General features: G+C 74.3%; 25 protein-coding genes and 1 riboswitch. Of the genes, 8 read left to right on the top strand and 17 right to left on the bottom strand.

Annotation, left to right across the window (positions count from 1 at the left end; genetic code table 11):
- On the bottom strand, window positions 1–601 hold a 601-nt coding region (locus AB0H83_RS30315), incomplete at its 3' end, for a ricin-type beta-trefoil lectin domain protein (RefSeq protein ID WP_360100618.1).
- Window positions 602–805: 204 nt separating this feature from the next.
- The gene (locus AB0H83_RS30310) at window positions 806–1,393 is read right to left on the bottom strand and encodes a hypothetical protein (RefSeq protein WP_360100615.1); all 588 of its coding nucleotides are present in this window, start codon (window positions 1,391–1,393) and stop codon (window positions 806–808) included.
- Between the two features lie 207 nt (window positions 1,394–1,600).
- On the opposite strand from AB0H83_RS30310, the gene AB0H83_RS30305 reads away from it, so the two are divergent.
- Window positions 1,601–2,959 (top strand): aminotransferase class V-fold PLP-dependent enzyme, encoded by a 1,359-nt coding sequence (locus tag AB0H83_RS30305; protein ID WP_360100612.1) that lies wholly within the window; start codon window positions 1,601–1,603, stop codon window positions 2,957–2,959.
- Window positions 2,960–2,996: 37 nt separating this feature from the next.
- Here the strand turns inward: AB0H83_RS30305 and AB0H83_RS30300 are convergent, their stop codons facing one another.
- The 3 genes from AB0H83_RS30300 to AB0H83_RS30290 all read right to left on the bottom strand — a co-directional run bounded on the left by AB0H83_RS30300 (window position 2,997) and on the right by AB0H83_RS30290 (window position 5,876).
- Window positions 2,997–3,449, bottom strand: a complete 453-nt coding sequence (locus AB0H83_RS30300; protein WP_360100609.1) for a hypothetical protein — start codon at window positions 3,447–3,449, stop codon at window positions 2,997–2,999.
- A 65-nt stretch (window positions 3,450–3,514) separates the two neighbouring features.
- Window positions 3,515–4,762, bottom strand: a complete 1,248-nt coding sequence (locus AB0H83_RS30295) for an ROK family protein (RefSeq protein ID WP_360100606.1) — start codon at window positions 4,760–4,762, stop codon at window positions 3,515–3,517.
- Window positions 4,763–4,793: 31 nt separating this feature from the next.
- Window positions 4,794–5,876: a hypothetical protein gene (locus AB0H83_RS30290; protein WP_360100603.1), complete on the bottom strand. Its 1,083-nt coding sequence runs from the start codon at window positions 5,874–5,876 to the stop codon at window positions 4,794–4,796.
- A gap of 355 nt (window positions 5,877–6,231) precedes the next feature.
- On the opposite strand from AB0H83_RS30290, the gene AB0H83_RS30285 reads away from it, so the two are divergent.
- Complete coding sequence (locus AB0H83_RS30285) at window positions 6,232–7,056, top strand: laminin G domain-containing protein (RefSeq protein ID WP_360100600.1); 825 nt, start codon at window positions 6,232–6,234, stop codon at window positions 7,054–7,056.
- A 47-nt stretch (window positions 7,057–7,103) separates the two neighbouring features.
- On the opposite strand, the gene AB0H83_RS30280 is transcribed toward AB0H83_RS30285, so the two are convergent.
- On the bottom strand, window positions 7,104–8,519 hold the full coding sequence (locus AB0H83_RS30280; RefSeq protein WP_360100597.1) for an MFS transporter: 1,416 nt from the start codon (window positions 8,517–8,519) through the stop codon (window positions 7,104–7,106).
- An 84-nt stretch (window positions 8,520–8,603) separates the two neighbouring features.
- Here AB0H83_RS30280 and AB0H83_RS30275 point away from each other — a divergent pair, with 84 nt between their 5' ends.
- Window positions 8,604–9,179, top strand: coding sequence for a helix-turn-helix domain-containing protein (locus AB0H83_RS30275; RefSeq protein WP_360100594.1), 576 nt, complete (start codon window positions 8,604–8,606; stop codon window positions 9,177–9,179).
- A 104-nt stretch (window positions 9,180–9,283) separates the two neighbouring features.
- Here AB0H83_RS30275 and AB0H83_RS30270 read toward each other — a convergent pair whose 3' ends face one another.
- Together AB0H83_RS30270 and AB0H83_RS30265 are read right to left on the bottom strand one after the other, a co-directional pair.
- On the bottom strand, window positions 9,284–10,117 hold the full coding sequence (locus AB0H83_RS30270) for a methyltransferase domain-containing protein (RefSeq protein WP_360100591.1): 834 nt from the start codon (window positions 10,115–10,117) through the stop codon (window positions 9,284–9,286).
- On the bottom strand, window positions 10,117–10,407 hold the full coding sequence (locus tag AB0H83_RS30265; protein WP_360100588.1) for a hypothetical protein: 291 nt from the start codon (window positions 10,405–10,407) through the stop codon (window positions 10,117–10,119). Before AB0H83_RS30265 ends, AB0H83_RS30270 begins: the two co-directional genes overlap by 1 nt.
- Window positions 10,408–10,464: 57 nt before the next feature.
- Between AB0H83_RS30265 and AB0H83_RS30260 the strand changes: the two genes are divergently transcribed.
- From AB0H83_RS30260 to AB0H83_RS30250, 3 genes are all read left to right on the top strand, one after another.
- On the top strand, window positions 10,465–11,103 hold the full coding sequence (locus tag AB0H83_RS30260) for a TetR/AcrR family transcriptional regulator (protein WP_360100585.1): 639 nt from the start codon (window positions 10,465–10,467) through the stop codon (window positions 11,101–11,103).
- A gap of 109 nt (window positions 11,104–11,212) precedes the next feature.
- Entirely contained in the window at window positions 11,213–11,668 is a 456-nt protein-coding gene (locus tag AB0H83_RS30255; protein ID WP_360100582.1) for a hypothetical protein, read from the top strand.
- Between the two features lie 187 nt (window positions 11,669–11,855).
- Window positions 11,856–12,113, top strand: a complete 258-nt coding sequence (locus AB0H83_RS30250) for a hypothetical protein (RefSeq protein WP_360100579.1) — start codon at window positions 11,856–11,858, stop codon at window positions 12,111–12,113.
- A gap of 23 nt (window positions 12,114–12,136) precedes the next feature.
- Here AB0H83_RS30250 and cobM read toward each other — a convergent pair whose 3' ends face one another.
- From cobM to AB0H83_RS30220, 6 genes are all read right to left on the bottom strand, one after another.
- Entirely contained in the window at window positions 12,137–12,880 is a 744-nt protein-coding gene (cobM, locus tag AB0H83_RS30245) for a precorrin-4 C(11)-methyltransferase (protein ID WP_360100576.1), read from the bottom strand.
- Window positions 12,877–14,406 (bottom strand): precorrin-6y C5,15-methyltransferase (decarboxylating) subunit CbiE, encoded by a 1,530-nt coding sequence (cbiE, locus tag AB0H83_RS30240; protein ID WP_360100573.1) that lies wholly within the window; start codon window positions 14,404–14,406, stop codon window positions 12,877–12,879. Before cbiE ends, cobM begins: the two co-directional genes overlap by 4 nt.
- Complete coding sequence (locus AB0H83_RS30235; protein ID WP_360100570.1) at window positions 14,397–15,737, bottom strand: cobyrinate a,c-diamide synthase; 1,341 nt, start codon at window positions 15,735–15,737, stop codon at window positions 14,397–14,399. Before AB0H83_RS30235 ends, cbiE begins: the two co-directional genes overlap by 10 nt.
- Complete coding sequence (gene cobO, locus AB0H83_RS30230) at window positions 15,731–16,333, bottom strand: cob(I)yrinic acid a,c-diamide adenosyltransferase (protein WP_360100567.1); 603 nt, start codon at window positions 16,331–16,333, stop codon at window positions 15,731–15,733. The genes AB0H83_RS30235 and cobO overlap by 7 nt, the downstream gene beginning before the upstream one ends.
- Window positions 16,334–16,335: 2 nt before the next feature.
- Complete coding sequence (locus AB0H83_RS30225) at window positions 16,336–18,429, bottom strand: VWA domain-containing protein (protein WP_360100564.1); 2,094 nt, start codon at window positions 18,427–18,429, stop codon at window positions 16,336–16,338.
- Between the two features lie 57 nt (window positions 18,430–18,486).
- Window positions 18,487–18,611: riboswitch (cobalamin riboswitch) on the bottom strand.
- 216 nt (window positions 18,612–18,827) lie between these two features.
- On the bottom strand, window positions 18,828–19,568 hold the full coding sequence (locus AB0H83_RS30220) for a copper resistance protein CopC (protein WP_360100561.1): 741 nt from the start codon (window positions 19,566–19,568) through the stop codon (window positions 18,828–18,830).
- 86 nt (window positions 19,569–19,654) lie between these two features.
- On the opposite strand from AB0H83_RS30220, the gene AB0H83_RS30215 reads away from it, so the two are divergent.
- Together AB0H83_RS30215 and AB0H83_RS30210 are read left to right on the top strand one after the other, a co-directional pair.
- Window positions 19,655–20,113, top strand: a complete 459-nt coding sequence (locus tag AB0H83_RS30215; RefSeq protein WP_360100558.1) for a hypothetical protein — start codon at window positions 19,655–19,657, stop codon at window positions 20,111–20,113.
- On the top strand, window positions 20,110–21,357 hold the full coding sequence (locus AB0H83_RS30210; protein ID WP_360100555.1) for a hypothetical protein: 1,248 nt from the start codon (window positions 20,110–20,112) through the stop codon (window positions 21,355–21,357). The genes AB0H83_RS30215 and AB0H83_RS30210 overlap by 4 nt, the downstream gene beginning before the upstream one ends.
- Window positions 21,358–21,701: 344 nt before the next feature.
- Here the strand turns inward: AB0H83_RS30210 and AB0H83_RS30205 are convergent, their stop codons facing one another.
- The 3 genes from AB0H83_RS30205 to AB0H83_RS30195 form a co-directional block, all read right to left on the bottom strand.
- Window positions 21,702–22,115: a hypothetical protein gene (locus tag AB0H83_RS30205; protein ID WP_360100552.1), complete on the bottom strand. Its 414-nt coding sequence runs from the start codon at window positions 22,113–22,115 to the stop codon at window positions 21,702–21,704.
- Window positions 22,116–22,270: 155 nt separating this feature from the next.
- The gene (locus AB0H83_RS30200) at window positions 22,271–22,921 is read right to left on the bottom strand and encodes a response regulator transcription factor (RefSeq protein ID WP_033365347.1); all 651 of its coding nucleotides are present in this window, start codon (window positions 22,919–22,921) and stop codon (window positions 22,271–22,273) included.
- A complete protein-coding gene (locus tag AB0H83_RS30195) occupies window positions 22,911–24,983 on the bottom strand; it encodes a sensor histidine kinase (RefSeq protein ID WP_360100548.1) in 2,073 nt (690 codons plus the stop codon). Before AB0H83_RS30195 ends, AB0H83_RS30200 begins: the two co-directional genes overlap by 11 nt.
- Window positions 24,984–25,065 lie beyond the last annotated feature (82 nt).

Genomic DNA, 25,065 nt, shown 5'->3' with positions numbered 1-25,065 from the left:
CCGCGTTCAACCGGTTCTGGATCGTCGCCTGCGACATCGACGGATCGAACACCGACACATTCGGACCCAGGTCCGGATTGTTCGGGTTGTTCGGCGGGGTGCTGGTCGGCGGGTTCGTGGTGCCTCCCGGGAGCGTCCACTGCTGGTTGGCGCTCGCGAAGCAGTCCCACAGCTGCAGCTTGGTGCCGTCGGCCGAGCTCGGCCCGGTGGCGTCCAGGCACTTGCCGAGCGAGCGCAGCGTGCCGTCGCTCTGCTTCGACCACTGCTGGGCGTTCGTGCCGTTGCAGTCCCAGATCTGGATCTTCGTGCCGTTCGCGGTGCTGGCGGCGTTGACGTCGAGGCACTTGCCGAGCGCGCGGATCGTGCCGTCGTCGCCGACGGTCCACTGCTGGGCGTTCGTGCCGTTGCAGGTGTACAGCTGCACCTGGGTGCCGTTGGCGGTGCCGGCCGCGGCGACGTCGACACACTTGCCGCCGTAGCCGGTGATCTGGCCGGTGGTGGCGGCCGAGGCGGTGGTCATGGCGATCACGCCGGTGCCGGCCACCGCGAGCACGGTCGCGGCGATGGCCAGCCCGAGGCGTCGTCTGGAGATGGGCTTCACGGGGGTCCCTTCTGGGCGGGGCGCCCGCGCAGGACCCGTTTCGGGGGTGGGGTACCGGGGCGGGCGGGAGCCGTCCTCCGCCGCGTCGGTGGGTGACGACGGAGGAACAGATCTGTGAAGTTGCCTTACAGATCCATCGGAGGCTATTCCTGCCCCGGTGCGCAAGTCAATACGCGACCCGAATTAAGGGAGTGAGCTGCGGATTTAAGACTTCGCCAGGATATCGCCGGCGCCGCCCGCGGTCTCCTGCACAGCCTCCAGGTACGCCTTCATGTCGGTGTTCGGCAGCCCGGTGCCGGCCACGACGACCGTGTTGCCGACGATGAGGACCGGGTACAGCTTCGCCTCTTCCTGCGCGTACGCCTTCGCCGCGTTCGCCGCCTTGAACTCCACGAAGATGGCCTGCTGGCCACGGGACGGCATGAAGTCGCCCTTCTTCTTGTAGCAGTCGAACTGCTTGAAGTTCGCCACGGCCGAGCGGTACTTCGACGGCACGCCCGTGGAGTTGTTGTCCCACTTGCCGACCGGGCACAGCTCGTCCTTGGTGAACAGGTCACCGGTCAGCTGCGCGATCTTCTCGAACTGCAGGCCCTTCCCGGCGGCCGCGCTGCCCGACGGCTTCGCGCTCCCGGACGGCTTCGCGCTCCCGGACGGCGCGGCGCTGGCATCGGCGGAGGCGGCCGCGGGGCTCGCAGCGGCCTTGTCGTCGGTCTTCTTGTCGTCGCCCCCGCAGGCGGCGGTCATCAGCAGGGTGGCACCGGCAACGGCGGTCGCGATCAGCAGACGCTTCATGGGGATCCGATTCCTTTATGTGGTGGCGCGATGGGGGTTCTTGCCTTGACGCCCAAGAACTTATTCGCGCCGCCCCGCCGTTGAATCCCGGATGTATGCCACCCGACAACCAACGTGGCGACGGTCACTTGGTTCGCGGGCGACGGCTCGGGCGGGTTGTCGACAGTTGCGGCCCGGACGACCACGGTGACCCGACATCATGTGGGCATGGAGCAACCGGACTGGCATGGACCGCTCACCGAGGCGTACCAGCACGCGACCCGCTTCCTGGCCGGCCTTCCGGACCGCCCGGTCGGCAGCCGCGCCACCCTGGAGGAGCTGCGGGCGGCGCTCGGCGGGCCGCTGCCCGACGGCGGCACCGACGCGCGGGAGGTCGTTGCCCGGCTCGCCGAGGCCGCCGACCCGGGGATCGTCGCGTCACCGAGCGGGCGCTTCTTCGGGTTCGTCATCGGCGGGGCGACACCGGCCGCGCTCGCGGCGGACTGGCTGACGGCGACCTGGGACCAGAACGCCGGCCTGTACGCCGCCGGACCCGCCGCCGCCGTCGTCGAGGAGGTAGCCGGAGGATGGCTGCGGGACCTGTTCGGGCTGCCGGCACAGGCGTCGGCCGGGTTCGTCACCGGGGCGCAGATGAGTCACGTGACGGCGCTCGCGGCGGCCCGGCACGAGGTGCTGCACAGGGCCGGCTGGGACGTGGAGACGGGCGGCCTGCACGGCGCCCCGAGGATCGCGGTGCTCGCCGGCGCGGACCGGCACTCGACGGTCGACCGGGCCCTGCGGTTCCTCGGCATCGGCACGGCGGCGCTGGTACCGGTGGACGTCGACGACCAGGGCCGCATGACCCCCGGCGCGCTGCGCGACGCCCTCGCCGGCCTGGACGGTCCGATCATCGTCTGCGCCCAGCTGGGCAACGTGAACACCGGCGCGTTCGACCCGATCGGCGAGCTCTGCGACATCGCCCACGCCGCCGGGGCGTGGGTCCACGTCGACGGCGCGTTCGGGCTGTGGGCCGCGGCCAGCACCCGCCTGCGCCACCTCGTCACCGGCCTCGAACGCGCCGACTCGTGGACGACGGACGCCCACAAGTGGCTCAACGTCCCGTACGACTCCGGCCTCGTCTTCTGCGCCCACCCCGCGGCGCACCGGGCAGCCATGGGCGTCCGCGCCGCCTACCTGGTCCACGCCGGCGGCGACGAGCGCGACGCGCTGGACTACAACCCCGAGTTCTCCCGCCGTGCCAGAGGTTTCTCCGTGTACGCCGCGCTGCGCGCCCTCGGCCGCACCGGTGTCGAGGCCCTGATCGACCGCGGCTGCGCACTCGCCGCCCACTTCGCCCGGCGCATGACCGGCCACGTCCTCAACGACGTCGTGCTCAACCAGGTCCTGGTCGGCTTCGGCCCCGACACCCCCGCCCTCGTCCGCCGCGTCCAGGCCGAAGGCACCTGCTGGGTCAGCGGCACCACCTGGCACGGCAGCCCGGCCATGCGCTTCTCCGTCAGCAACTTCACCACCGACGAGTCGGACATCGACCGCGCCGCCGACACCATCCTGCGCCTCGCCACCTGATGCTGCTGCCCGCACCCCGAGCGCAGGGTCACCGGCTTCACCCGACGGGCACCGGCGCCTCCTGCCGCTCGACCGCTGGCTGGGCCTCGTCGTGCAGCTCCAGCAGATGGTTCTGCGCGGCCCGCCTCAGGTCCAACGACGCCGTGATGAGCTGACGGCTCACCGACTCCGCGGCCGGGTCGCCGCCGGCCCGCTCCGCGATCCACTCCGCGTGCAGCAGGTAGCAGTGCACCAGCGGCTGACCGTAGTAGTAGCTCATCTGCCGCAAGGTCATCTGGTACGCCCGCAGGAACGTGACGCTGAGGAACCCGGACAGCGCCGTCCCGACCGCGGTCAGCACACCCGAGGTGACCTGCACGCTTGCGCTGCCGGCGGCAAGGATCGCCGCGGACCCTGTGAGCAGCACGACCAGGGTCGCGCCGACCGCCACGAGGCACGCCACGAACGACACCCGCGCCTGGCCGAGCGCCGTCGAGCTGAATCGGTCCATAAGCCTGAAGGTGGCCGCGCGAGGTGAACCGGCCTGGACGTGGCGGGCCGGGCAGGCCAGGTGGACTACGGTCGGGAGGCGCGGCGGAGCAGTTCGGCCATCGGCAGGGTGGCCGCGCCGAAGGCGACCGCGTCCGGGCCCAGCTCGCACAGCTCGATCGACACCTGGCCGAACGGGTGCTCCAGGGCCTGCTCCCCCGCCGCCGCGCGGATCTGGGGCAGCAGCCGGGCGCCGAGGGCCAGGCCGGCCCAGCCGCCGAGGACGACCCGCTCGGGGTTGAACAGGTTGACCAGGTTGCCGATGCCGGCGCCGAGCATGCCGGCGGTCTCGGACAGGATGGCGTCGGCCTCGGGGGTGCCGGCGTCGATGAGGGCCGCGACGTCCGCGAGCTCGTCGGCGCTGCGCACGAGGTTGGGGTCGAGCTGCAGGTAGCGGTCGAGGATGCCCTCGGCGCCGACATACGCCTCCAGGCAGCCCTTGGCGCCGCAGCGGCACTGGCGGCCGCCGTAGACGACGGTGGTGTGGCCCCACTCGCCGGCGCTGCTGCTGGCGCCGCGGTAGAGGGTGCCGTTGGTGATGACGGCGGCGCCGACGCCGGAGCCGACGAGGACGATGACGGCGTTGGCGGCGCCGCGGCCCGCGCCGAACCACATCTCGGCCTGGCCGAGGGACTTCGCGCCGTTCTCCACGAAGAGCGGGGCGGTCAGGCCGCCGTCGCGCAGCAGGCCGTCGAGGGTGATGCCGCGCCAGCCGATGGTGGGGGCGTGCACCCGCACTGGGTCGGACTGCTCGACGGTGCCGGGCACGCCGATGCCGATGCCGATGACGTCGGCGGGGTCGGTGCCGCCGAGCACCTCGCGGATGCCGGCGAGCAGTTGCCCCGCGACGGCCTCCGGGTCGGGGCGGGACGACGGCAGCGGCTCGTCGACGGTGGCGAGCCGGGTCATCGACAGGTCGAACAGCTCGACCTTGACGCCGGTCTCGCCGACGTCGGCGCCGACCAGCCGGCCGAAGTCGGGGTTGACCCGCAGCAGCACGCGCGGCCGGCCGCCGTCGGAGTCGATCTGCCCGGCCTCGATGATGAGGCCCTCCTGGAGCAGCTCGCCGGTGACGCTGCTGGCGGTCGCGGCGCTCAGCCCGGTGATCCGGCTCAGGTCGTGCCGGCTCAGCGGCCCGCGGAAGAACAGCTCGGACAGCAGCGTCGACCGGTTGCGCCGGCGCATGTCACGGGTCGTGGCCCGCTCGACCTCGATGCGCACCACCGCCGCGAACCCCTCCCCCGACCACTGCCACTTGTCGGTAAATCGTGTCATGTGGGCGTTCCCGCGTCGACACCGTGGGTCCTCAACGCCTCCTGGCACGTCTGGCGATCGCCGCGACCAGCATCAACGTGACCACGGTGAAGGCGCCGAGCAGCAGCGGGGCACGCGGCGCCGACAGGGCCGGGGGCGCCGGCGGTGCCGCCCCGAGCGGGCTGGCCGGAGCCGCGGCCCTGCTGGGCGGCGCCGGTTTCAGCCCGCTCGGGTACCGCAGGATCACCGCCGGACCGTCCTGGTCGGAGACGGTCAGCAGCCCCGTCGCGTCGGGGGTGTAGGCGATCGCCTCCCCCTGCGGCTCGTCGGGCAGCGGCGTGACCGTCGCCTTGCCCGACGTGATCGCCTTGGCGACGTCGCCGCCGGTGACCTCGAACTCGTACGCGTCGGCGTAGGTGCGCACCACGGCCCGGGTGCCGTCGGCGGACACGGCTGCGCCGGTGACCCAGGCGACGCCGAGGAAGCCCCACGGGTTGGACGTGCCGGTGCGCCGCGGCTCGAACGCGCCGACCTTGGTCAGCTTCGCGCCCTCGGTGTTGTCGGTCGGCAGCGGCGTGTTGAGGCGGAACACCTCCCCGCTGGCGTCCTTGGTGACGATCACCGGGCGCCCCTGCCCGTCGATGAGCAGCGCCTCGGCGTCGCGGGGCACTCCGTCGGGATACACCAGGCGGTGGATCTTCAGGGCCTTGGAGCCGGCCGCCATCGTCCACAGCGCGACGGTGCTGCGGCGGGTGCCGGAGCCGCCGGTCATGGGCCCGTTGTCACCGATGTCGGCGATCCACACGGTGCCCTTGCGGTCGACCGCGAGGTCCTCGGGGTCGCGGGCGGTGCGCGGGTACGGCACGCTGCCGGTCACCCTGCACGCCTTGTCCAGCGTGAACACGCGGGTCTTCGCCGGGTCGGGATTGCTGTCGTTCTGCACCAGGAAGCCGGTCGCGGTGACCGCGAGGCCCGACACCTCGGTCACGGTGGGGTCGGTGATCCGGCAGACCTCGACCGGCGCCCCGGAGACCTGCGTCGGCGCATGCGCCGAAGCGGGCGCCGGCGCACTCAGCACCGGCAACGCCGGCGCGCTCAGCACCAGCAACGCCGCCGCCCCCGCCGCAACCCGCATGCCTGCGAGTCTCCCAGAATCGCGCCGCCGATGACCGGCCATCCGGTTTGGGTGACGATGCGTCAACCATTCGGTTACCGAATGCAGCCGACACGTCGGGGGAAATGCGCGGAGGCTACGGCCCAGATATGACACATTTCGGGCATGAAGACATGGGGGAACACGCATGGCGGCCGCATGAGCGGCCCGCAGCGCAGCGGAGGGCTGCGAATCATGGGCTCAGGGTGGAGCTCAGGCCGGCGCCGCAGCGCAGCGGAGGTGACGGCATGAGCGGGCCGCAGCGCAGCGGAGGGCTGCGAATCAGCAGCTCAGGGTGGAGCTCAGGCCGGCGCCGGAGCGCAGCGGAGGTGACGGCATGAGCGGAGGTGCCGGCAGAAAAGCCGTCCGGCCGGCAGTCCTGGCAGCCGCGGCGCTCGGGGTGACGCTCAGCGCGCTCGGCGGTGCCGGCCCGGCGTCGGCCGCGGCCCACGGTTCCGCCGCGGCGAGCCGCCCCGCCGCGGAGCCGCCGGCCCAGGCGGTCCAGCCGGCGGAGGCCACCGCGCCGGTGATCGTCGCCCGGTACACGTTCGACGCCGCCAGCAACGGCGCCACCGTCGCCGACGACTCCGGCCACGGCCACACGCTGACCTCGTCGGCCGGGCACGGCGGCAAGGTCCGTCTCGCCGAGCGCCTGACGGGCCGGGCGGCGGACTTCCCGGCCCGCTGCGCGGGCGCCAAGTGCCCGCACGCCGTATTGCAGACGCCCGACGCCCCGGAGCTCAACCCCGGCACCGGCCCGATCCGCTACGGCGCGACCGTCCGCCTGACGAAGAAGGAGACCGGCTCCGGCCAGAACATCGTGCAGAAGGGGTACTCGGCCTCGGGCAGCCAGTACAAGCTGCAGATCGACGGCGCGGCCGGCCGCCCGAGCTGCGTGTTCGCCGACGCGGCGGTCCGCGCGATCCACGTGGCGCTGTCCGACGTGTCCGTCTCCGACGGCGCCTGGCACCGCCTGGAGTGCCGCCGGGCCGGCACGTCGCTGACCCTGCTGGTCGACGACGCCGTCCACGGCACGACCACGCTGCCCGCGGAGCTGTCGGTGGTCAACACCGTGCCGCTCAGCATCGGCGGCAAGGGCAACGGCAGGGACAACGACCAGTTCCACGGCACGCTCGACGACGTCTGGATCGCCCGCGGCTGACCGCGATCGGGCTGCAGAGGGCGCCCCGCCCGGGGCGCCCCCTGCGGTCATGCCCGGCGGGCCCGCGGCACGAAGATCGCGATCACCACCGCGGCCGCCAGCATCGCGGTCAGCACGGCGAAGGCGTACGTGTACCCGGACTCCAGCGGCACGCCCGCCGGGGTCTCGTGGGAGGTGATCGCGGCGCTGGCCACCGCCGCGCCGAGGGAGCCGCCGATGGTGCGGATGTTGGTGTTCATGCCGCTGGCCACGGCGGTCTGCCCGGCCGGGACGGTGTGCACGATGAGGTTCACCATGGCGGTGAAGGTCAGGCCGAGCCCCACGCCGAAGACCCCGGTCGCGACGGCGACCTGCCAGTACGCGTCGTGAAACAGGGTGAGCCCGCCGCAGGCCAGCGCCGCGGTCAGCGTGCCGAGCAGCAGCTGGACCTTCGTCGGCACGTACGCGGTCAGCGGGCCGCTCACGAACCCGGCCACGGCCATCGTGACCAGCATCGGCAGCATGGCCAGCCCGGCGCCGGTGACGGTGGTGCCGAACCCGTACCCGGTCGAGCGCGGGGTCTGCAGGAACTGCGGCAGGAAGGCGTACGTGGCGAACATCCCCGCGCCGAACAGCAGCGCGACGAGGTTGGTCGTCCACACCGCCGGCAGCCGCATCATGTGCATGTCGATGAGCGGCTCCGCGGAACGCAGCTCCACCAGTACCCACGCGACGATGAGGATCAAGGCGGCGATCAGCGGCACGACGACCTTCGCCGACGTCCACCCCCAGGCCGGGGCCTTGCTCAGCGGCAGGATCAGGGCGACGAGCCACCCGGACAGCAGCGCCCCGGCGAGCCAGTTGATCCGGCCGGGCGCGCGCACCGGCGACTCGGCGACGAACCGCAGCGCGAGGGCGAACGTGCCGGCCACGACCACGGTCGGGATCCAGAACAGCGCCCGCCAGCCCAGTGCGGCGACGATCGGCCCGGCCAGGACCACGCCGAGGCCGCCGCCGGCGGCGATCACCGCGGAGAGCCCGCCGATCGCGGACACCACCCTGGCCGGTGGCAGTTCGTCGCGGAGGATGCCGAACGAGATCGGGAACACCGCGCCGCCGAGGCCCTGGATGACCCGCCCGATGATGAGGACGCCGACGTTCGGCGCGGCGGCGGCGATCACGCAGCCGACCGCGATGGCCGCGAGCGCGACGAGGAGGGTGCGGCGCTTGCCGTACATGTCGCCGATGCGCCCCATGATCGGGGTGGCGACGGCGGCGGAGAGCAGCCACGCGGTCAGGACCCAGATGACCGTGCTCTGGCTGGTGTGCAGGTCCCGCTGGATCGTCGGCAGCACCGGGCTGACCAGCGACTGCAGCATGGAGAACGCGGCCGCTGCGGCGGCGAGCGCGACGAAGGTGAACCGGCTTGCGGTCACCGGCGCGGTGGCGACGGGTGGCGGGCTGAGGGTGAGTGCGCGTGTCATCGGATTTTCCCCCGGACGCGGTACAGTAGTGGAGGTACGCCTCCACATTATCGGAGGGGTGCCTCCGGATCCAACCGATGCCGCGTGCTGGAGATCACGATGTCCGCCGAGTCCCCCGTGGCCGTCCGCCGGCCGCAGCGCGCCGACGCCCGGCGCAACTTCGACGCCCTGCTGGCCGCGGCGCGTGAGGCGTTCGGCGAGCACGGCACCGAGGCCTCCCTCGAGGACATCGCCCGGCGCGCCGGGGTGGGCATCGGCACGCTGTACCGCAACTTCCCCACCAGGCAGGACCTGTTCGAGACCGTGTACATCGGCGAGATCGAGCAGCTGTGCCGCACGGCCGACGAGGTCGCGGACCTGCCGCCATGGGAGGCGCTGGTGTCGTGGCTGCACCGGTTCGTGGCGTACACGGCGACGAAACGGGCGATCTCCGAGGCGCTCAACCGCGACTCGGCGATGTTCCGCCACTGCCGCTCGGAGATCTACCGCGTCGGCGAGCCGCTGCTGGCCCGCGCCCAGGCGGCGGGCACCGTGCGCCCCGACGTCACGTTCGACGACACCCTGCGCATGATCAGCGGCCTGACCGCCGCGGGGTTCGTCGACGCCGCCCAGCGCGAGCGGGTGTTGGGCATCGCCCTGGACGGCCTGCGCACCCGCTGACCGTCCGGCCTCCGGGCGGCGGTCGCCGACCTCACGGAGCCGGTCAGGAAGCGAGGTCAGAAACGGGCCAGGAAACGGGACCAGAAACGGGGCCAGGAAGCCGGTCAGGAGGCGGGGTCAGCGGTGCGGGCGGTGATGAGCCACAGCGCCGACGGGATGCGGTAGCCCGTGCCGGGCTCGCGGAAGCGGGCGAGCAGCTTCGCCGCGCCCGCGCGGGCCGCACCCTGGGCGTCCGGGGTGGCCTTCCGGTACGGGGCGCCGGCCGGGCCGAGCTCGATCAGCCACTCCGCGACGTCGTCGGGGTCGTCGGGGGCCGTCATGACCACGTCGTGCGGTTGCGCGGCGATGCCGGTGAACCCGGCGGCCGTCAGCACCCGCGCGATCCGCTCCGGGTCGGCCAGGGCGAACGGCCCGGGCTCGGCACCGACCGGCAGCGGGGGCAGCGCGTCCAGGTGCGGCGCGGCGCCGAGCATCGCCGCGGGCATCCAGGCGTTGCCGGGGCCGGCCCGGAAGACGGTCGCCGCGAGCCGGCCGCCGGCGCGCAGGCAGCGGCGGACCGTGGCGCAGCCAGCGACCGGGTCGGCGAGCAGCATCAGGACCATCCGCGAGTACGCGGCGTCGAACGGCCCGCCGGGCACGACGTCGAGGGCCTCGATGTCGGCAGCGACGAACCGCGGCCCCGGGAACCGGGCGCGGGCCGCGTCCACCATGGCGGCGGAGAGGTCGACCCCCACCGCGGCGCCGGACCGTCCGGCGGCGGCGGCCAGCTCGGCGGTGGTGCCACCGCAGCCGCAGCCGACGTCCAGGACCCGCTCCCCCGGCCGCACCGCCAGGGCCCGCAGCGCGACCTCGCCGAGCGGGCGGCCGCGCAGGTCGTGCCGGTCGGCGTGCCGGATCCAGCCCGGCGCCGCCGCCTCCCAGAAGGCGGCCGGGTCCATCAGAACGGCATCTCGTCGCCGACCACCGCGAACGAGCTGAAGCCCGCCGCCTTGCCCGGGTCGAAGCCGTCCTCCTGCGCGGCGAGTCCGGCCGCCTTCATCAGCCGCTCCGATTGGAACCGGCGGAACGCGGCCTCGTCGACCCAGATGTTGAGCACCCGCCAGCCCTCCTCGTACGGGCCCGAGACGTGCGCGACCAGGCCCGGTGGCCGGTCCGGGCCGAGGTGGCGCTCGACCATGCGGTACTCGCGCTCGGACACACCGGGCATCTGCTGGACGACTCCGTACACCGCGCGTCTCTTTTCATTGGAGGAAACCTCTATCGAATAGAACACTACCCTGACGTGATGGTTGTCAAGAGGCGGTACGACGCATCGGGGCGGCAGCGGCAGGCGCTGCGGACGCGGTCGGCGATCCTCGACGCGGCCGGCCGGCTGTTCGTCCGCGACGGCTACGCCGCGACCCCGCTCACCGCCGTCGCTGCCGAGGCGGGCGTGGCGGTGCAGACCGTCTATGCGGCGTTCGGCACGAAACGGCAGCTGCTGTCGGACCTCGTTGACCGCACCATCGCCGGCGACGACGAGCCGGTCGCGCTGCCGGACCGGCAGTTCGTGGCGGACATCCAGGCGCTGCCCGACCCGCGCGACAAGCTGACCCGCTACGCCCGGCACCTGACCGAGACTCATGCCCGGCAGGCCGAGGTGATGCTCGCCCTGGCCGGCGCCGCCACCGCCGACCCCGACGCGGCCGCGATCCTGGCCAAGAACGAGCAGGAGCGCCGCATGGGCATGACCCGCTTCGCCGCCGAGCTGGCCGGCACCGGCCGGACCGACCCGGCGCTCACCGTCGAGCAGATCGCCGACGTGCTGTGGCTCGCCATGGACTGGCACAACTACGACTGGCTCGTGCGGCGCCGCGGCTGGTCCACTGTGGACTTCGAGCGCTGGTACGTGCGCACCACCGCCGCGGCGATCCTCGTCGACTGAAGTCGTCCGGGCGACCCGGCGCGGGGCGGCGCATCCTCCGTCTGTCCAATGTAGATGTCCGCAAGGCGACAACCACGCGGGGGGCGCAGGCGCAAGGATTCCGCGTGTGATGACACGAGCGCTGCTCCCGATCGCCGTCGCGGCGATCGCCCTCGCCGGGTGCTCCTCCGAGGACCCGGCCGACACCACCGCAGCACCAGCGAACACCGCCGCGTCGAGCGCGGCGCCGGCGGCCGGCCCGTCGAGCGCCGCGGCGCCGTCGAGCGCGGACCCGGCCAACGCCGGCGAGGGCTGCCCCGTCGACGCCACCACGCTGCAGAAGGCGTTCCAGGCCAACGCCGAGGTCGCCGGGTCCATCCTGCTCGGCAAGGGTTTCAAGGACATCAGCTGCTACCAGGGGTACGCCACCGCCCTGACCCAGCCGGAGGCGATGGACACCGCCGTGGTCGTGTTCAAGTACGACGCGGCGAAGAAGACGTGGGCCGCCGTCATGGGCGGCACCGACAACGTGTGCCAGGCCAACGTCCCGGCCGAGATCCGGCCGCACCTCAAGAACTGCAACTGACCACCCATCGGCGGCGCAGGCCGGGGGCTGCGCCGCCGAGCTACCCGCCCGCGCGCTCGCGGGCCGGGGAGACGCTCGGCGTCAGCCCGGTCGCGAGGTCGGCTGCGGCGTTCTGGGCCCCTCGCCGGCGGTCGGCTCGCCGGTGCAGGTGGCGCCGGCGGTCAGCTCGCCGGTCTACGTTGGTGGCATGGATGGCGCCGAGGCGCGGCGGTTGTTCGAGCGGTTCCGGCTCGAGCTGTGGCACGACCGCCACTGGGACAGCGAGTTCACGCCGTCGCCGCACGCCCCGGGCGCCGCGCTGCGCGAGCTGGTCGACGTCGTCGCGCGGGTGGCCCCGCACCCGGCCGGCGACCGGCTCGTCCCCCGCTGGCTGCGCGACGACGCCCTCGACCGCGCCGCCGACCACCTGACCCGCGTCCGGCAGGCCGTGCCGCCACGGCCCTGAACGTCAGGACCGCGAGCCTGCGGCTACGAGCGCGGGCGGGTGGTGGAGTACAGGTGGCTGTCGGGGAACTCCTCGGCGGTGAGGACGCGGCCGACGACGATGACCGCGGTCCGCAGGATCCCCGCCTCCCGGACCTGCTCCGCGATGTCCGCCAGCGTGCCGCGCAGGATGACCTCGTCCGGGCGGCTGGCGCGGGCCACGACCGCGGCCGGGCAGTCGGCGCCGTACCAGGGGATGAGTTCCTCGACGAGCACGGCGATGCGCTGCACGGCCAGGTGCAGCACGAGCGTGGCGCGGCTGGCGGCCAGGGCCGGCAGCTCCTCGCCGGGCGGCATCGGGGTGGCGCGGGCGGCGGTGCGGGTGAGGATGAGGGTCTGCGCGACCCCGGGCACCGTCAGCTCGCGGCCCAGGGAGGCGGCCGCGGCGGCGAAGGCCGGCACGCCGGGGACGATCTCGTACGGGACCCCGGCCGCATCGAGGCGGCGCAGCTGCTCGGCCATGGCGCTGAACACGGACGGGTCGCCGGAGTGCAGGCGGGCCACGTCGTGGCCGGCGGCGTGGGCGGCGGTCAGCTCGGCGAGGATCTGGTCGAGGTCGAGGTTCGCGGTGTCGACGAGGCGGGCGCCGGGCGGGCACACGTCGAGGAGCTCGACCGGCACGAGGCTGCCCGCGTACAGGCAGACCGGCGTGCGGGCGAGCACGTCACGGCCGCGGACCGTGATCAGGTCGGCGGCGCCCGGTCCGGCACCGATGAAGTACACCGTCATCTCCACACCACCCATTGCGTCACCGGCATCATCGGCCGCCAGGCGAGGAACCCGCCGACGGGCGCGGCGCGCTGGACCGCGAGCCGGGTCAAGGTGCCGCCGTGCACCGCGTGGAGATCGGCCACGAGCCGCTCCGACTCGACGGTGACCGCGTTGACGACGAGCCGGCCGCCGGGGCGCAGCGCCGACCAGCAGCGCTCGAACACCCCCGCCGCGGTGAAGCCGCCGCCGATGAAGACGGCGTCGGGAGGTGCCAGGCCGTCGAGGGCGTCGGGGGCGGCACCGAGCACGGTGGACAGGTGCGGCACGCCGAGGGCGCGGGCGTTCAGAGCGACCCGCTCGGCGCGGACAGGGTCGCGTTCGACGGCGACGGCGCGGCACGAGCGGTGCGCGCGCAGCCACTCCACGGCGATGCTGCCGGAGCCGGCGCCGACGTCCCACAGCAGTTCGCCGGGGCGCGGGCCGAGGGCGGCGAGCGTGACGGCCCGGATCTCGCGCTTGGTCAGCTGGCCGTCGGAGGTGTACGCCCCGTCGTCGAGCCCCGGCACGACCGGCAGTCCACCGGTACCCCGGCAGGCGACGGCGACCACGTTGAGCGGTCCGGCGGCGGTGACGTCGTGGTGGACGCGCTCGTCCGGGCCGCCGAGGGACTCCAGGACGGTGACGTCGCTGGCGCCGAAGCCGGTCTCCCGCAGGATCTCCGCCACCTGCGGCGGGGTGCCGGCGCCGGCGCTGAGGACCAGGATCCGCCGGCCGTCGTGCAGGACCCGGCGCAGCGCGTCGACGCAGCGGCCGACGGCGCTGACCACCTCGACGTCGTCGAGGGGCCAGCCGAGCCGCGCGCACGCCAGGGACACCGAGGACGGGTGCGGCACGACGTGCACGTGCCCGGCGCCGAGCAGCCGCACGAGGGTGCCGCCGATGCCGTGGTACATGGGATCGCCGCTGGCCAGGACCACCACCCGGGCGGCGTGGTGCGCGGCGAGGAGCCGGGGCAGCGAGGGCACCAGCGGCGACGGCCAGGCCACCCGCTCGGCCGTGGTGACGCCGCCGACGAGGTCGAGCTGCCGGGCGCTGCCGAACACGACGGTGCCGGCGGCGATCGCGGCGCGCCCGGCCGGGGACAGCGAGCCGGCGCCGTCGGCGCCGATGCCGACCACGGTCACCGGCGGGGCGAGGGCCGCGACGGCCACCGTGGCGACGTCGGACGCCCGCTTCGCCGTGACGAGGACCGCGGGGCCGCCCGAGGCGGCGGCGGTGAGCAGGGCCGCGGCCTCGGCGACGCTCGGGGTGCCGGCGTGCGCGGCGACGGCCGCCGACGGGTTCGGCACCGCGACGTCGGCGAGCGCCCCGGCCGGGTGGGTGACGACCTGCCAGCCGTGCCGGTCCGCGACCCGGCGGGCCAGGTCGGCCCGGGTGTCCACGGTGGACAGTGCGATGACGGTGCCGTCCCGCGGCGGCAGGAGCGCCTCGACGTCGTCGGCGGTCGCGGTGGAGCGGGCGCCGAACCCGAGCACTAGCCGCATGCCGAGACCAGCCGGTGGGCCAGCTGCGGCGTGCCGGCCCAGTGCAGGTGCAGGTACGACGCGTGCACCGAACCGGCGGTGAACCCCTCCCGCACGGTGCCGGCCTCGCCCCGCCACGCCCACGCCGCGGTGGCGCCGGCCGGTGGGGTGACCGCGGTGCGGTGGAACTCGTGGCCGCTGACCCTGGTGCCGGCGGGTGCGAGGACGCTGTCGCCGACCGCGACCGCATCGCGGTAGCCGAGGGTCAGCTTCGGGGTCATGGCGGCGTCGACGGGCAGCACGCCGCACATCGGCCGGCCGTCCAGGGACCGGGCCAGCCACAGCAGCCCGGCGCACTCGGCGGCGACCGGCCCACCGGCGGCGGCCAGTGCGGCGACCGACCCGCGCAGCGGCGCGTTGGCGGACAGCTGCTCGGCGTACACCTCGGGGAAGCCGCCGCCCACGACGAGCCCGCGGGTGCCGGGCGGCAGCGCCTCGTCGCGCAGCGGGTCCACGGTGGACACCTCGGCGCCGGCGGCGGCCAGCAGCTCGACGGTCTCGGCGTAGCCGAACGAGAACGCGGGGCCGCCGGCGACCGCGACGACCGGCCGGCCGGCGACGGGCTCGGCGGTCAGCGGCGTCCACGGCGTGACGGCGAGCGGCGGCGCGCTGCGGGCGGTGGCGAGGACCGCGTCGAGGTCGACGCCGGCGGTCACCACGGCGGCGAGGGCGCGGACCGACTCGACGGCCTCGGCCTGCCGCTCCACCACGGGGACGAGCCCGAGGTGCCGCGACGGCGCGGCGACCGCGTCGTGGCGGCGCAGCACGCCGAGCACCGGCGTGCCGACCTCGGCGCACGCGTCGCGCAGGATCTGCTCGTGCCGGTCGGAGCCGACCCGGTTGAGCACCACCCCGGCGATGCGTACGCCGGAGCCGAACGAGCGGAAGCCGTGCACGACCGCGGCGATCGAGCGGGCCTGCGCGGTGGCGTCCACGACGAGGACGACCGGCGCGTCGAGCAGCTTCGCCACGTGCGCGGTCGAGCCGAACTCCCCCGCGCCGGTGCGGCCGTCGAACAGGCCCATGACACCCTCGACGACGGCGATGTCGGTGCCGGCCGCGCCGTGCGCGAACAGCGGGCCGATGCGCTCCTCGCCGACGAGGACCGGGTCGAGGTTGCGGCCGGGCCGGCCGGCGGCGAGCGCGTGGTAGCCGGGGTCGATGTAGTCGGGGCCGACCTTGAACGGCGCCACCCGCAGCCCGCGCGCGGCGAACGCGGCGAGCAGGCCCGTCGCCACGGTCGTCTTGCCGTGGCCGGAGGCGGGTGCGGCGATGACGACCCTGGCTACCACTCGATGCCCTGCTGGCCCTTGCGCCCGGCGTCCATCGGGTGCTTGACCTTCGTCATGTCGGTGACGAGGTCGGCGAGGTCTACCAGGTCGGGGTGCGCGTCCCGGCCGGTGATGACGACGTGCTGGTTGCCGGGGCGGTCGCGCAGCGTGGCGACGACGTCGGCGACGTCGACCCAGCCCCACTTCATCGGGTACGTGAACTCGTCGAGCACGTAGAACCGGTACGCCTCGGCGGCCAGGTCCCGCTTGATCTGCTGCCAGCCCTCGGCGGCCTCGGCGGCGTGGTCGCGCTCGGTGCCGGGCCGCTGGATCCAGGACCAGCCCTCGCCCATCTTGTGCCAGACGACGTCGCCGCCCTTGCCGGTCTCGCCGAGGGCCTTGAGGGCGGTCTCCTCGCCGACCCGCCACTTCGGGCTCTTCACGAACTGGAACACGGCGATCGACCAGCCGGCGCTCCACGCGCGCAGCGCCATGCCGAACGCGGCGGTGGACTTGCCCTTGCCCTGGCCGGTGTGGACGGCCAGGACGTGCTGCCGGCGGCGCTGGCGGGTGGTGAGGCCGTCGTCGGGCACGTGCTCGACCTTGCCCTGCGGCATGTTCAGCTCCCCGGGTGGATGGCGGCGGTGGACAGGGCCGACAGCGGGACGCAGTCGGCGGACAGGGCTCGGGCGAGGCGCCGGGCGAGGCCGAGCCGCACATGCCCGGACTCGCAGTCCACGACGACGGCGGGGACGCCGGCGAGCGCGGGGGCGACGGTCAACGGGTCCGGGCCGCTGGTGGCCCGCCCGTCGGTGACGACGACGAGCAGCGGCCGGCGGCGGGCGTCGCGGCGGCGCTCGCCGTGCAGCGTGCGGGCGGCCTGCAGCAGGCCGGCGGCGAGGGGGGTGCGGCCGCCGGTGCGCAGCTCGGCCAGGCGCAGGACGCCGACCTCGTGGCTGGCGGTCGGCTCCAGGACCGTCGTGGCCGACGCGCCCCGGAAGGTGATCATGCCGACCTTGTCCCTGCGCTGGTACGCGTCGCGCAGCAGCGACAGCACGGCGGTCTTGACCACGGTCATGCGCTGCCGGGCGGCCATCGAGCCGGACGCGTCGACGACGAACAGCACCAGGTTGGCCTCGCGGCCGACCTTGACCGCCTCGCGCAGGTCGCGGGCGTGCACCCGGGAGGCGCCGCGCAGCGCCGCGGCCCGCACCGTGTCGGGCAGGTGCAGCGTGACGAGCTTGCCGCCGCCGGGTTGCCGGGAGCGCACGACCCGGCCGTGCCGCCCGTGCGCCGGGGAGCGGCGGCCGGCGTGGGCGCCGTGCTGCCGGTTGGCCCGGCCGCCGATCTTCAAAAGCCTGGTCTTGTACGGTGCCTGCGCGAACGCCAGTTCCCCGGCGGGCTGTGTGACGGGCCCGCCGGACGGCGCCGGCGGCTCTGTGCCGGCGGGCGGCGGGGTGGCGTCGCCGCGCTGGTCACGGGGGTCGCCGTCGGGCGGTCCGGCCGGCCCTTGCGAGCCACCGTCCGCATCCCCGCCGCCGCTGCCGTCCGCGCTGCCGTCCGCGCCGCTGCCGCCGCTGCCCTCGGTGCCGTCGCCGTCCGGCGGGTCGCCGGCCGAGGACGGGCCGCCGGTGTCGGGGTCGCCGTCGGGGCGCTCGCCGCCGCCGTCGTCGTGGTCGTCGTCGGGGCCGCCGAGCTCCTGCTCCAGGATCTCCTCGAGGCGTTCCTGGTCGGCGCCGGGTGGGTCCAGGGGGTCGCGGCGGCGCCGGTGCGGCAGAGCGAGCCGGGCCGCGTCGCGCAGGTCGTCCTTCGTCACCACGGTCCGGCCGTGCCAGGCCGCCAGCGCGACCGCGGTGCGGGCCACCACGATGTCGGCGCGCAGCCCGTCGACCCGGTACGCCAGGCAGATCCGCGCGATGCGGTCGAGCTGGCGGTCCGGCAGCGACACCCCGGGCAGCGCCCGCCGGGCGGCGGCGATGCGGGCGGCGAGGGCGGCGTCCTCCTCGACGAAGCGGGCCGCGAAGGCTTCGGGGTCGTGCTCGTACGCCAGCCGCCGCCGCACCACCTCGGCCCGGGGCGCGGCGGTGGTCGGCGACGTCACCCCGACGACCAGGCCGAACCGGTCGACGAGCTGCGGGCGCGGCTCGCCCTCCTCCGGGTTCATGGTGCCGACGAGCAGGAACCTGGCGGCATGCTGGACGGAGACCCCGTCGCGCTCGACGTGGGCGCGGCCCATCGCGGCGGCGTCGAGGAGCAGGTCGACGAGATGGTCGGGCAGGAGGTTGACCTCGTCGACGTAGAGCACGCCGCGGTGGGCGGCGGCGAGCAGGCCGGGCTCGTAGGCCTTGACCCCGTCGCCGAGGGCCCGCTGCAGGTCGAGGGTGCCGACGACCCGGTCCTCGGTGGCACCGACGGGCAGCTCGACCAGGGCGGACCGGCGGCGCACGGCGCTGCTCAGGGGCGCGTCCACCGGATGCGGGCCGTCGGGGCAGGACCGGTCCGGCGCGGCGGGGTCGCAGGCGAACCGGCAGCCGGCGACGACGTCGACCTCCGGCAGCAGCGTGGCGAGGCCCCGCACGACGGTCGACTTGGCGGTGCCCTTCTCACCCCGGACGAGCACCCCGCCGATCGCCGGGGACACGGCGGTGAGCAGCAGCGCGAGGCGCAGGTCGGGCAGGCCGACCACGGCCGAGAACGGATACGGCGACGTCACGGGCACATCCTCCTCGAGCGGGTCCGCGCCCGCTGGGTCATGGAGCACGAGCGGCCGGAGTCTCCTGACTCCCGGATCGCCGCCGTCCCCCGACCTTCCGACCTGTGGCCGTGGCCCGTGCGCTGGAGGACGACTCCCCGGTCACAGTGGCGGGACCGTCCCAGAATCGCACTGGGTTCCTCCCTGTGACCGCTCGGGGTTCATCCTGTCCCAGGGCTCCCAGTGACGTCAACGTGACCCAAATCCTTGGCCGGCGGCGCGCGGGGCCGAACAGGGGACGTGTGGAGGACCGCGGCGCACGCCGTCCTGTGTGCCGTGCTGCGCCGGGCGGGGAAGGCGGCCAAACCGGCCCGGCTGGGCGCGGAGACGCAGCCGCTCGGAGGGCCTTACCCAAGGCTTTACCGGAGGGCGGCCTTGCGGCGTTTCTTCTCCGGCGGCACTGGAGCGCGGCGGGCGGCGAGCCAGACCATCGCGCCGACGCCCACGATGAGCAGCGCCGGGATCAGCCAGTCGGTGAGCACGAACGGGGTCGCCGGGGCGGGCGGCGGCGCGGCCTGCTGGGGGCCGGCGGTGGGTGCCGCGGCCGCTGGCGCGCTCTCCTTGCTCAGCGCCCGGGTCAGCGCCTCGGACGGCCCGGCCGTCGGGGCGGTCCAGCCCGCCGGCGCCGGCGTCACCGGCCCGCCGTACGTGAACCGCAGCTGCCCCTTCACCGCCTCGCCGTCGGAGGCGACCGACTGGTACGCCACGACGTACAAACCCTGCTCCGGCCAGTGCGAGACGGCCACCAGCGCCGGGAAGCCGGTGTTGTAGACCTTCGGCTCGAACTTGCCGTCGACGAGGAAGTACTCCTGGACCGGCTTGTCGAGGCGCTTGGGCTCCCCGCCGCGCCAGCCGCCGTCGACCCGCTGCCCGGACGGGGCGGTCACGGTGAACCACGCGAAGGACGCCGGCTGCTCGGTGAAGTACAGCGCCACGTCGGCCCGCGGCTGGTCGACCGTGCTGTCCTGGACGGGGTCCGACATGGCCAGCTGCCCGTGCGCGGCGGCGGGCACCGCGGTCACCACGAGGCCGAGCGCCGCGACGACGGCCAGCACCGCAACCCTGACGGCATTGACCGCAATGACGCTGCCCGATCGCATCGGCACATGATGCCGGGTTCCCCCATAGCCGACAAGACGCTAAATTCACGATCCTGACGAACCCCGCCGCCCCGGGAGCCTCCTTCGTGCCTGCCGCCCGCGCCACCACCACCGCCGCCGCCGTGTGCCTCCTGGCGCTCCTGGCCGGCTGCGACTCCTCCCCCGCCCCCGTGCCGTCACCCTCCGTCGCGCTGCCTTCTCCCACGGCCGCCGCCGTGCGGTCCGCCGCCTCGTCGCCGCCCGCCGCCTCGTCGCCGCCCGCCGCCTCGTCGTTGCCCGCCGTCGACAAGGAGGTCGTGGTCACCGTCGTCAAGCGCAAGGTGTCCCCGCCGACCAGCCGGGTCGAGGTCGCCAAGGGCAGCCTGGTGCGCATCACCGTCACCTCCGACGTCGCCGACGAGCTGCACGTCCACGGCTACGACAGGACGCTGCCCCTGCCGGCCGGGGCGCCCGCCTCGCTCGACCTGCGGGCCGACCGGACCGGGCTGTTCGAGGTCGAGACGCACGCGTCGCACCTCGTGCTGTTCCAGCTCGTGGTCCGTTGAACGCCGCTCTCCAGCCGGTCCTGGCGCACGGCGTCGGCGGCCGTCAGGACCTCCCGCTGACCCTCGGCCAGCTCCTCGCCGGTGCCGCCGCCGCGCTGGTCGTGTCGTTCCTGGTCCTCGGCGTCGCGTGGCGTTCGCCGCGGCTCGACCCGGCCGCCGGCCGCCCGCTCCGGCTCCCGACCGTGCCGCCGCTGGTCCCGCGCCTGATCGGCATCGCGCTGCTCGGCGTCCTGGCGTGGACGTTCACGCTGCCCGACACCGCCGACAACCCCGCGGCCGGCATCGTGTACGTGCTGTTCTGGGTCGGACTGGTCCCGCTGTCGCTGCTGCTCGGCCCTGTCTGGCGGGCGCTGAACCCGCTGCGGACCCTGTCGCTGGGCTTCACCGCCCGCCGGCCGTTGCCCGAGTCCGTCGGCTACTGGCCCGCCGCGGCCGGACTGTTCGCGTTCGCCTGGCTGGAGCTGGTCGCCCCTGACCGGGCGACCCTGCCGGTCCTCGGCACCTGGCTCGCCGTGTACGCCGTGGCGATGCTCGCCGGCGCCTTCGTCTACGGCCCCGGCTGGTTCACCCGCGGCGACGCGTTCGAGGTGCTCAGCGACCTCGCCGGCCGGCTGGCGATCATCGGCCGCCGCCCCGACGGCACCCTCGTGCTGCGCAACCCGCTCGACGGCATGGCCGGCCTGCGCCCCGCACCCGGCCTCGTCGCGGTCGTCGTCGTGCTGCTCGGCGCGACCTTCTACGACGCGATGTCCGGCGCCCTGTTCTGGCTGCGTTTCACCCAGGAGAACGGCCTGCCCGCCCCCGTCACCGGCACCCTCGGCCTGCTCGGCGTCGTGGGCGCGGTGGCTCTGGCGTACACCGTGGCCACCCGCACCGCGGGCCGGCGCGGCCACACGTCAGCGGAGCGCACCCCCGGCGAGCTGGCCCACTCGATCGTGCCGATCGTCGTCGGCTACGTCGTGGCGCACTACTACTCGCTGTTCGTCCTGGAGGGCCAGCGCACGGTCGCGCTGCTGCTGGGCGAGCCGGACTTCGACCCGTACAGCGGCGTCATCACCCCGACGGGCGTCGCCAACGTCCAGGTCACCGCCATCATCCTCGGGCACCTGGTCGGCACGGTCCTCGCCCACGACCGGGCCCTGAAACTCTTCCCCCGCGCCCAGGCCATGACCGGCCAGGTGCCGCTGCTGGGGCTGATGGTCACCTACACGGTCGCCGGCCTGCTGCTGCTCTTCACCGGCTGAGCCACCCGGGGTCACCGGCCCGGAAATGCTTGGTAGAGCGGCGCGAGGGAGGAGCGCCGCTCTACCAGTCCAGCGATATATGTATATCGAAGGGGGGCCTTCGAGCTAGTCCGTGCGAGGGCCTGTCCGGCCCTTTCGGTTGCTGCTGAGAAGAGCATGCCCCCCGTCACTTGGCGCCCACTTGGCGAACACTTGCGCCGTCGTGTCACCCACCCGACACTCGTGTCCGGTATCACCGCATCCTCCTCAGCCCTCCGCGACGGGGCCGGGCAGCGCGAAACGCCGGCCAGCCCGAAGGCTGACCGGCGTTCCTAGCGCAGTCGAGACGCACCCGAGCGCGCGGGTCAGGCGCTGCTGTCGGAGATCTCGTAGTTCGGGCCGTCCATGATGTCACCGAGGAAGCTCTCGAAGCGCTCGGTCAGCGACATGACCTGCGAGTCCGACGCCTCCTCGGAGGCGCCGAGCTCGGCGGCGCCGAAGCCCGCGGAGCCCTCCTGACCGTACGCGGCGAAGGTGTGCTCCGACTCGATCTCGGTGTGCTCGTAGCGGGTGTACTCGGTGATCTCGTAGTGGTTGCCCGCGGCATCCGTGTACTCGATGTGCTTGACGTTCTCGTACTCGGTGTGCTCGATGCTCTGGTGGTCCTGCTCGAGGATCCCGTACTGCGAGCTGTAGTCCTGCTCGCTGCCGCTCTCCATGTGGGCCTCCGCGAGGCCGCTGTGGGTCTCGCCGGTCTCGATCTCGCCGTACTCGCTCATGGGGGTGGTCCTCTCGGATTTCATCTCGGTGTTGCGCTGTTGGACCTAACGGTACGGCCACCCGACATGACCAAAATCCCGGAAACGTGCCACCCGCACATCAGCCGAACCGCCCGCCCCCAACACGTGACCGGCCGGCGGCCCGGACCGCCGGGTCAGCGGCCGAGACCCGCCTCGCGGGCCCGCACGATCGCTTCGGAGCGGTCGGCGACCTGCAGCTTCGCGAACACGTTCGAGACGTTGTTGCGGACCGTCTTCTGCGACAGGAACAGTGCCTGCGCGATCTGGGCGTTGGAGCGGCCGGCGGCCAGCAGCTCCAGGATCTCCCGCTCGCGGGCGGTGAGCTCGGGAAAGGCCGTTGTCGCGGTCGGCGGGCCGGCGGCGAAGAACTCGGCGATGCGGCGGGCCAGGGTCGCGCCGAAGACCGCGCCGCCGGAGGCGACGGTGTTGATGGCGCGCACGATCTCCTCCTGCTCGGCGCCCTTGACGAGGTACCCGCGGGCCCCGGCACGCACGGCGCTGAAGACGGTCCCGTCGTCCTCGGACATGGTGAGCACGACGACCCCGACGGAGGAGGCCTCGGTGGCGAGGCGGCGGGTCGCCTCGATGCCGTTGAGGTCGGGCATCTGCACGTCCATGACGACGACGTCGGGCAGCAGCTCGACGGCGAGGGCGACGGCCTCCGCCCCGGTGGCGGCGGTGCCGACGACGTCGATGCCGTCGACGGAGCCGAGCAGCACGGCGAGGCCGTCGCGGAAGATCGGGTGGTCGTCGGCGACCAGGACCCGGACCGGTTCATCGGCCATCGGGCACCTCCTGTTGTGCGCGGGTGGCAGATCCTAACGGCAAGGTGGCCCGCACCGTGGTGCCGCCGCCGGGCGGGCAGGAGATCTCACACCGGCCGCCGAGCTCGGCGGCCCGTTCGCGCAGCGAGATCAGGCCGACGCCGGACGGCGTGCCGACCGCGATCCCGCCGCCGTCGTCCACCACCGACACCACCAGGCTGTCGCCGGAGGACGAGACGGAGAAGTCCACCACGCACGACCCGGCCCGCGCGTGCTTCGACACGTTGGTCAGGGCCTCCGACGCGATGCGGTACGCCGCCACCTCCACCGCCGCGGCCAGCCCGGCCGGCAGGTCGCCGGTCACGCGGATCGTCAGCGCGGGCGTGCGCAGCCGGTCGGCGACCTGGTCGACCGCGCCGATCAGGCCCACGTCGTCGAGCGCGGGCGGGCGCAGGTCGTGCACCAGCCGGCGTACGTCCGCCAGGGCCGTCGACACGTCCTCCCGCGCCTGCCGCAGCACGTCGTCGGCGCGGGCCGGCGTGGACTTCAGCAGGTTGCGGGCGGTGTCGATGCGCAGCGCCACCCCGCCGAGCGCCGGGCCGAGGCCGTCGTGCAGGTCGCGGCGCACCCGGCGGCGCTCCTCCTCGCGCGCCCCGACGAGACGCTCCCGGCTGCGCTGCAGCTCCGCGGCCAGGTGACTGGAGCGGGCCGCGGCCGCCGCCTGCCGGACCACGTCGGCGAGGAGCCGCTCGTCGCGCGGCGACAGCACGGTGCGGGGACCGCCGGCGGGCAGGATCAGCCGTCCCACGGTTTCGCCACGGTACGTGATCGGCAGCGTCTGCGTGTCGGGGACCGCGTGCCCGTGCTCGGCGAGCAGCGTCGAGTCCCCGCCGCGGTGGACCTCGACGGCCACGTACGGCGCGTTGAACGCCTCGGCGACGCTGCGTGCCACGGCCAGCAGCTGGTCCTCGGGGCTGTCGGTGCGCTCCAGCTGCTCGGCGAGGCCGGACACGACGCGGTACGGGTCGTGCCGCCGCCCGAGCACCACCCGCTGCACGAGCTGCCAGAGGCGGTGGCGCAGCGGGCCGTACACGAGCATCACGACGAGCAGCCCGGCCAGCGCCGCACCCTGCTCGTCGAACAGTGTCGTCGCGGCGGCCAGCAGGACCGCGTCGACGGCGACGACGAGCGTGGCCAGGGCGCCGTAGAGGACGGTGCCGCCGAGCAGCCGGTCGATGTCCACGAGGCGCGGGCGCAGGATGCCGATCGAGATGGCCGCGCCGGTGACCATGATCGCCACGAACAGCCCCGCCGACAGCGCCGACTGCGGCAGCAGCAGCGCCGAGAGCATGACCAGCACGTCCACCACGCCGGCCCAGACGAGCCAGCGCATGCGGGCCTTGTCCAGGCCGGTGGCGTGCCGGTACCGGCGGAACACCACCACGAAGGGGACCAGCATGCTCAACGGCAGGGCCGCGTAACCGACCCGCAGCAGCGCCTCCCAGACGGCGTCGGGCAGCGGGACCGGGAGCAGATCGACGGACAGCTGGCGCAGGTGCGCCGGCTCGACCTCGGCGTCCGCGGCACCGGCGATGCGCGTCGGCACGAACAGCAGCGTCACCGGCAGGATCGCGGTGAAGCCGAGGCTGACGTACGAGGCCCAGCGCCACCGTCCGGCGGGCGGGCGGCCGTCGGGGTAGAAGATCAGCAGCAGCGGCAGCGAGAACAGCAGCGCCGCGCCGAGGCGCTGGTAGAGCCACCACGAGATGGTCACGCCGGGCAACCACGGGTCGTGCGCGGTGGCGTAGGCGACCCAGGCGGCGCAGGTGCCGTCGGCGGACCAGTGCAGGCCGGTGACGCACAGGATCCAGGCGACCGCGTTGCGCGGCACCTTGCGGGCCAGCAGCGCCCCCGGCACGGCGAGGGCCAGCCCGGCGACGCCCGAGATCCAGCCTGCCTCGATGCCGTCGGTGGCGCGGCGCTGCGCGCCGATCGCGACCTCCAGGACGATCGACATGACCGTCGCGGCGAGCGCGAGCAGGGCGAAGAGCCCGCCGGCGAGGGTGGTCAGGCGCATGCGCATGCGGCACATCGTGTCAGCCGCGGCGTCCCGAGGTCCCGAGGACCGGTGTCCCGTCCCGGCCGGGACACCGAAGGGGACGCGA

The sequence above is a fragment of the Dactylosporangium sp. NPDC050688 genome (assembly GCF_040654515.1).
Lineage (GTDB): Bacteria > Actinomycetota > Actinomycetes > Mycobacteriales > Micromonosporaceae > Dactylosporangium.
This window is presented reverse-complemented; position numbering and strand designations above follow the sequence as displayed.

Excerpts from the sequence above, each read along its gene's own strand:
- AB0H83_RS30310 (WP_360100615.1), bottom strand. The coding sequence starts at position 1,393 with ATGAAGCGTCTGCTGATCGCGACCGCCGTTGCCGGTGCCACCCTGCTG.
- AB0H83_RS30305 (WP_360100612.1), top strand. The coding sequence starts at position 1,601 with ATGGAGCAACCGGACTGGCATGGACCGCTCACCGAGGCGTACCAGCAC.
- AB0H83_RS30300 (WP_360100609.1), bottom strand. The coding sequence starts at position 3,449 with ATGGACCGATTCAGCTCGACGGCGCTCGGCCAGGCGCGGGTGTCGTTC.
- AB0H83_RS30295 (WP_360100606.1), bottom strand. The coding sequence starts at position 4,762 with ATGACACGATTTACCGACAAGTGGCAGTGGTCGGGGGAGGGGTTCGCG.
- AB0H83_RS30290 (WP_360100603.1), bottom strand. The coding sequence starts at position 5,876 with ATGCGGGTTGCGGCGGGGGCGGCGGCGTTGCTGGTGCTGAGCGCGCCG.
- AB0H83_RS30285 (WP_360100600.1), top strand. The coding sequence starts at position 6,232 with ATGAGCGGAGGTGCCGGCAGAAAAGCCGTCCGGCCGGCAGTCCTGGCA.
- AB0H83_RS30280 (WP_360100597.1), bottom strand. The coding sequence starts at position 8,519 with ATGACACGCGCACTCACCCTCAGCCCGCCACCCGTCGCCACCGCGCCG.
- AB0H83_RS30270 (WP_360100591.1), bottom strand. The coding sequence starts at position 10,117 with ATGGACCCGGCCGCCTTCTGGGAGGCGGCGGCGCCGGGCTGGATCCGG.
- AB0H83_RS30260 (WP_360100585.1), top strand. The coding sequence starts at position 10,465 with ATGGTTGTCAAGAGGCGGTACGACGCATCGGGGCGGCAGCGGCAGGCG.
- AB0H83_RS30255 (WP_360100582.1), top strand. The coding sequence starts at position 11,213 with ATGACACGAGCGCTGCTCCCGATCGCCGTCGCGGCGATCGCCCTCGCC.
- AB0H83_RS30250 (WP_360100579.1), top strand. The coding sequence starts at position 11,856 with ATGGATGGCGCCGAGGCGCGGCGGTTGTTCGAGCGGTTCCGGCTCGAG.
- cobM (WP_360100576.1), bottom strand. The coding sequence starts at position 12,880 with ATGACGGTGTACTTCATCGGTGCCGGACCGGGCGCCGCCGACCTGATC.
- cbiE (WP_360100573.1), bottom strand. The coding sequence starts at position 14,406 with ATGCGGCTAGTGCTCGGGTTCGGCGCCCGCTCCACCGCGACCGCCGAC.
- cobO (WP_360100567.1), bottom strand. The coding sequence starts at position 16,333 with ATGCCGCAGGGCAAGGTCGAGCACGTGCCCGACGACGGCCTCACCACC.
- AB0H83_RS30220 (WP_360100561.1), bottom strand. The coding sequence starts at position 19,568 with ATGCGATCGGGCAGCGTCATTGCGGTCAATGCCGTCAGGGTTGCGGTG.
- AB0H83_RS30205 (WP_360100552.1), bottom strand. The coding sequence starts at position 22,115 with ATGAGCGAGTACGGCGAGATCGAGACCGGCGAGACCCACAGCGGCCTC.
- AB0H83_RS30200 (WP_033365347.1), bottom strand. The coding sequence starts at position 22,921 with ATGGCCGATGAACCGGTCCGGGTCCTGGTCGCCGACGACCACCCGATC.
- AB0H83_RS30195 (WP_360100548.1), bottom strand. The coding sequence starts at position 24,983 with ATGCGCATGCGCCTGACCACCCTCGCCGGCGGGCTCTTCGCCCTGCTC.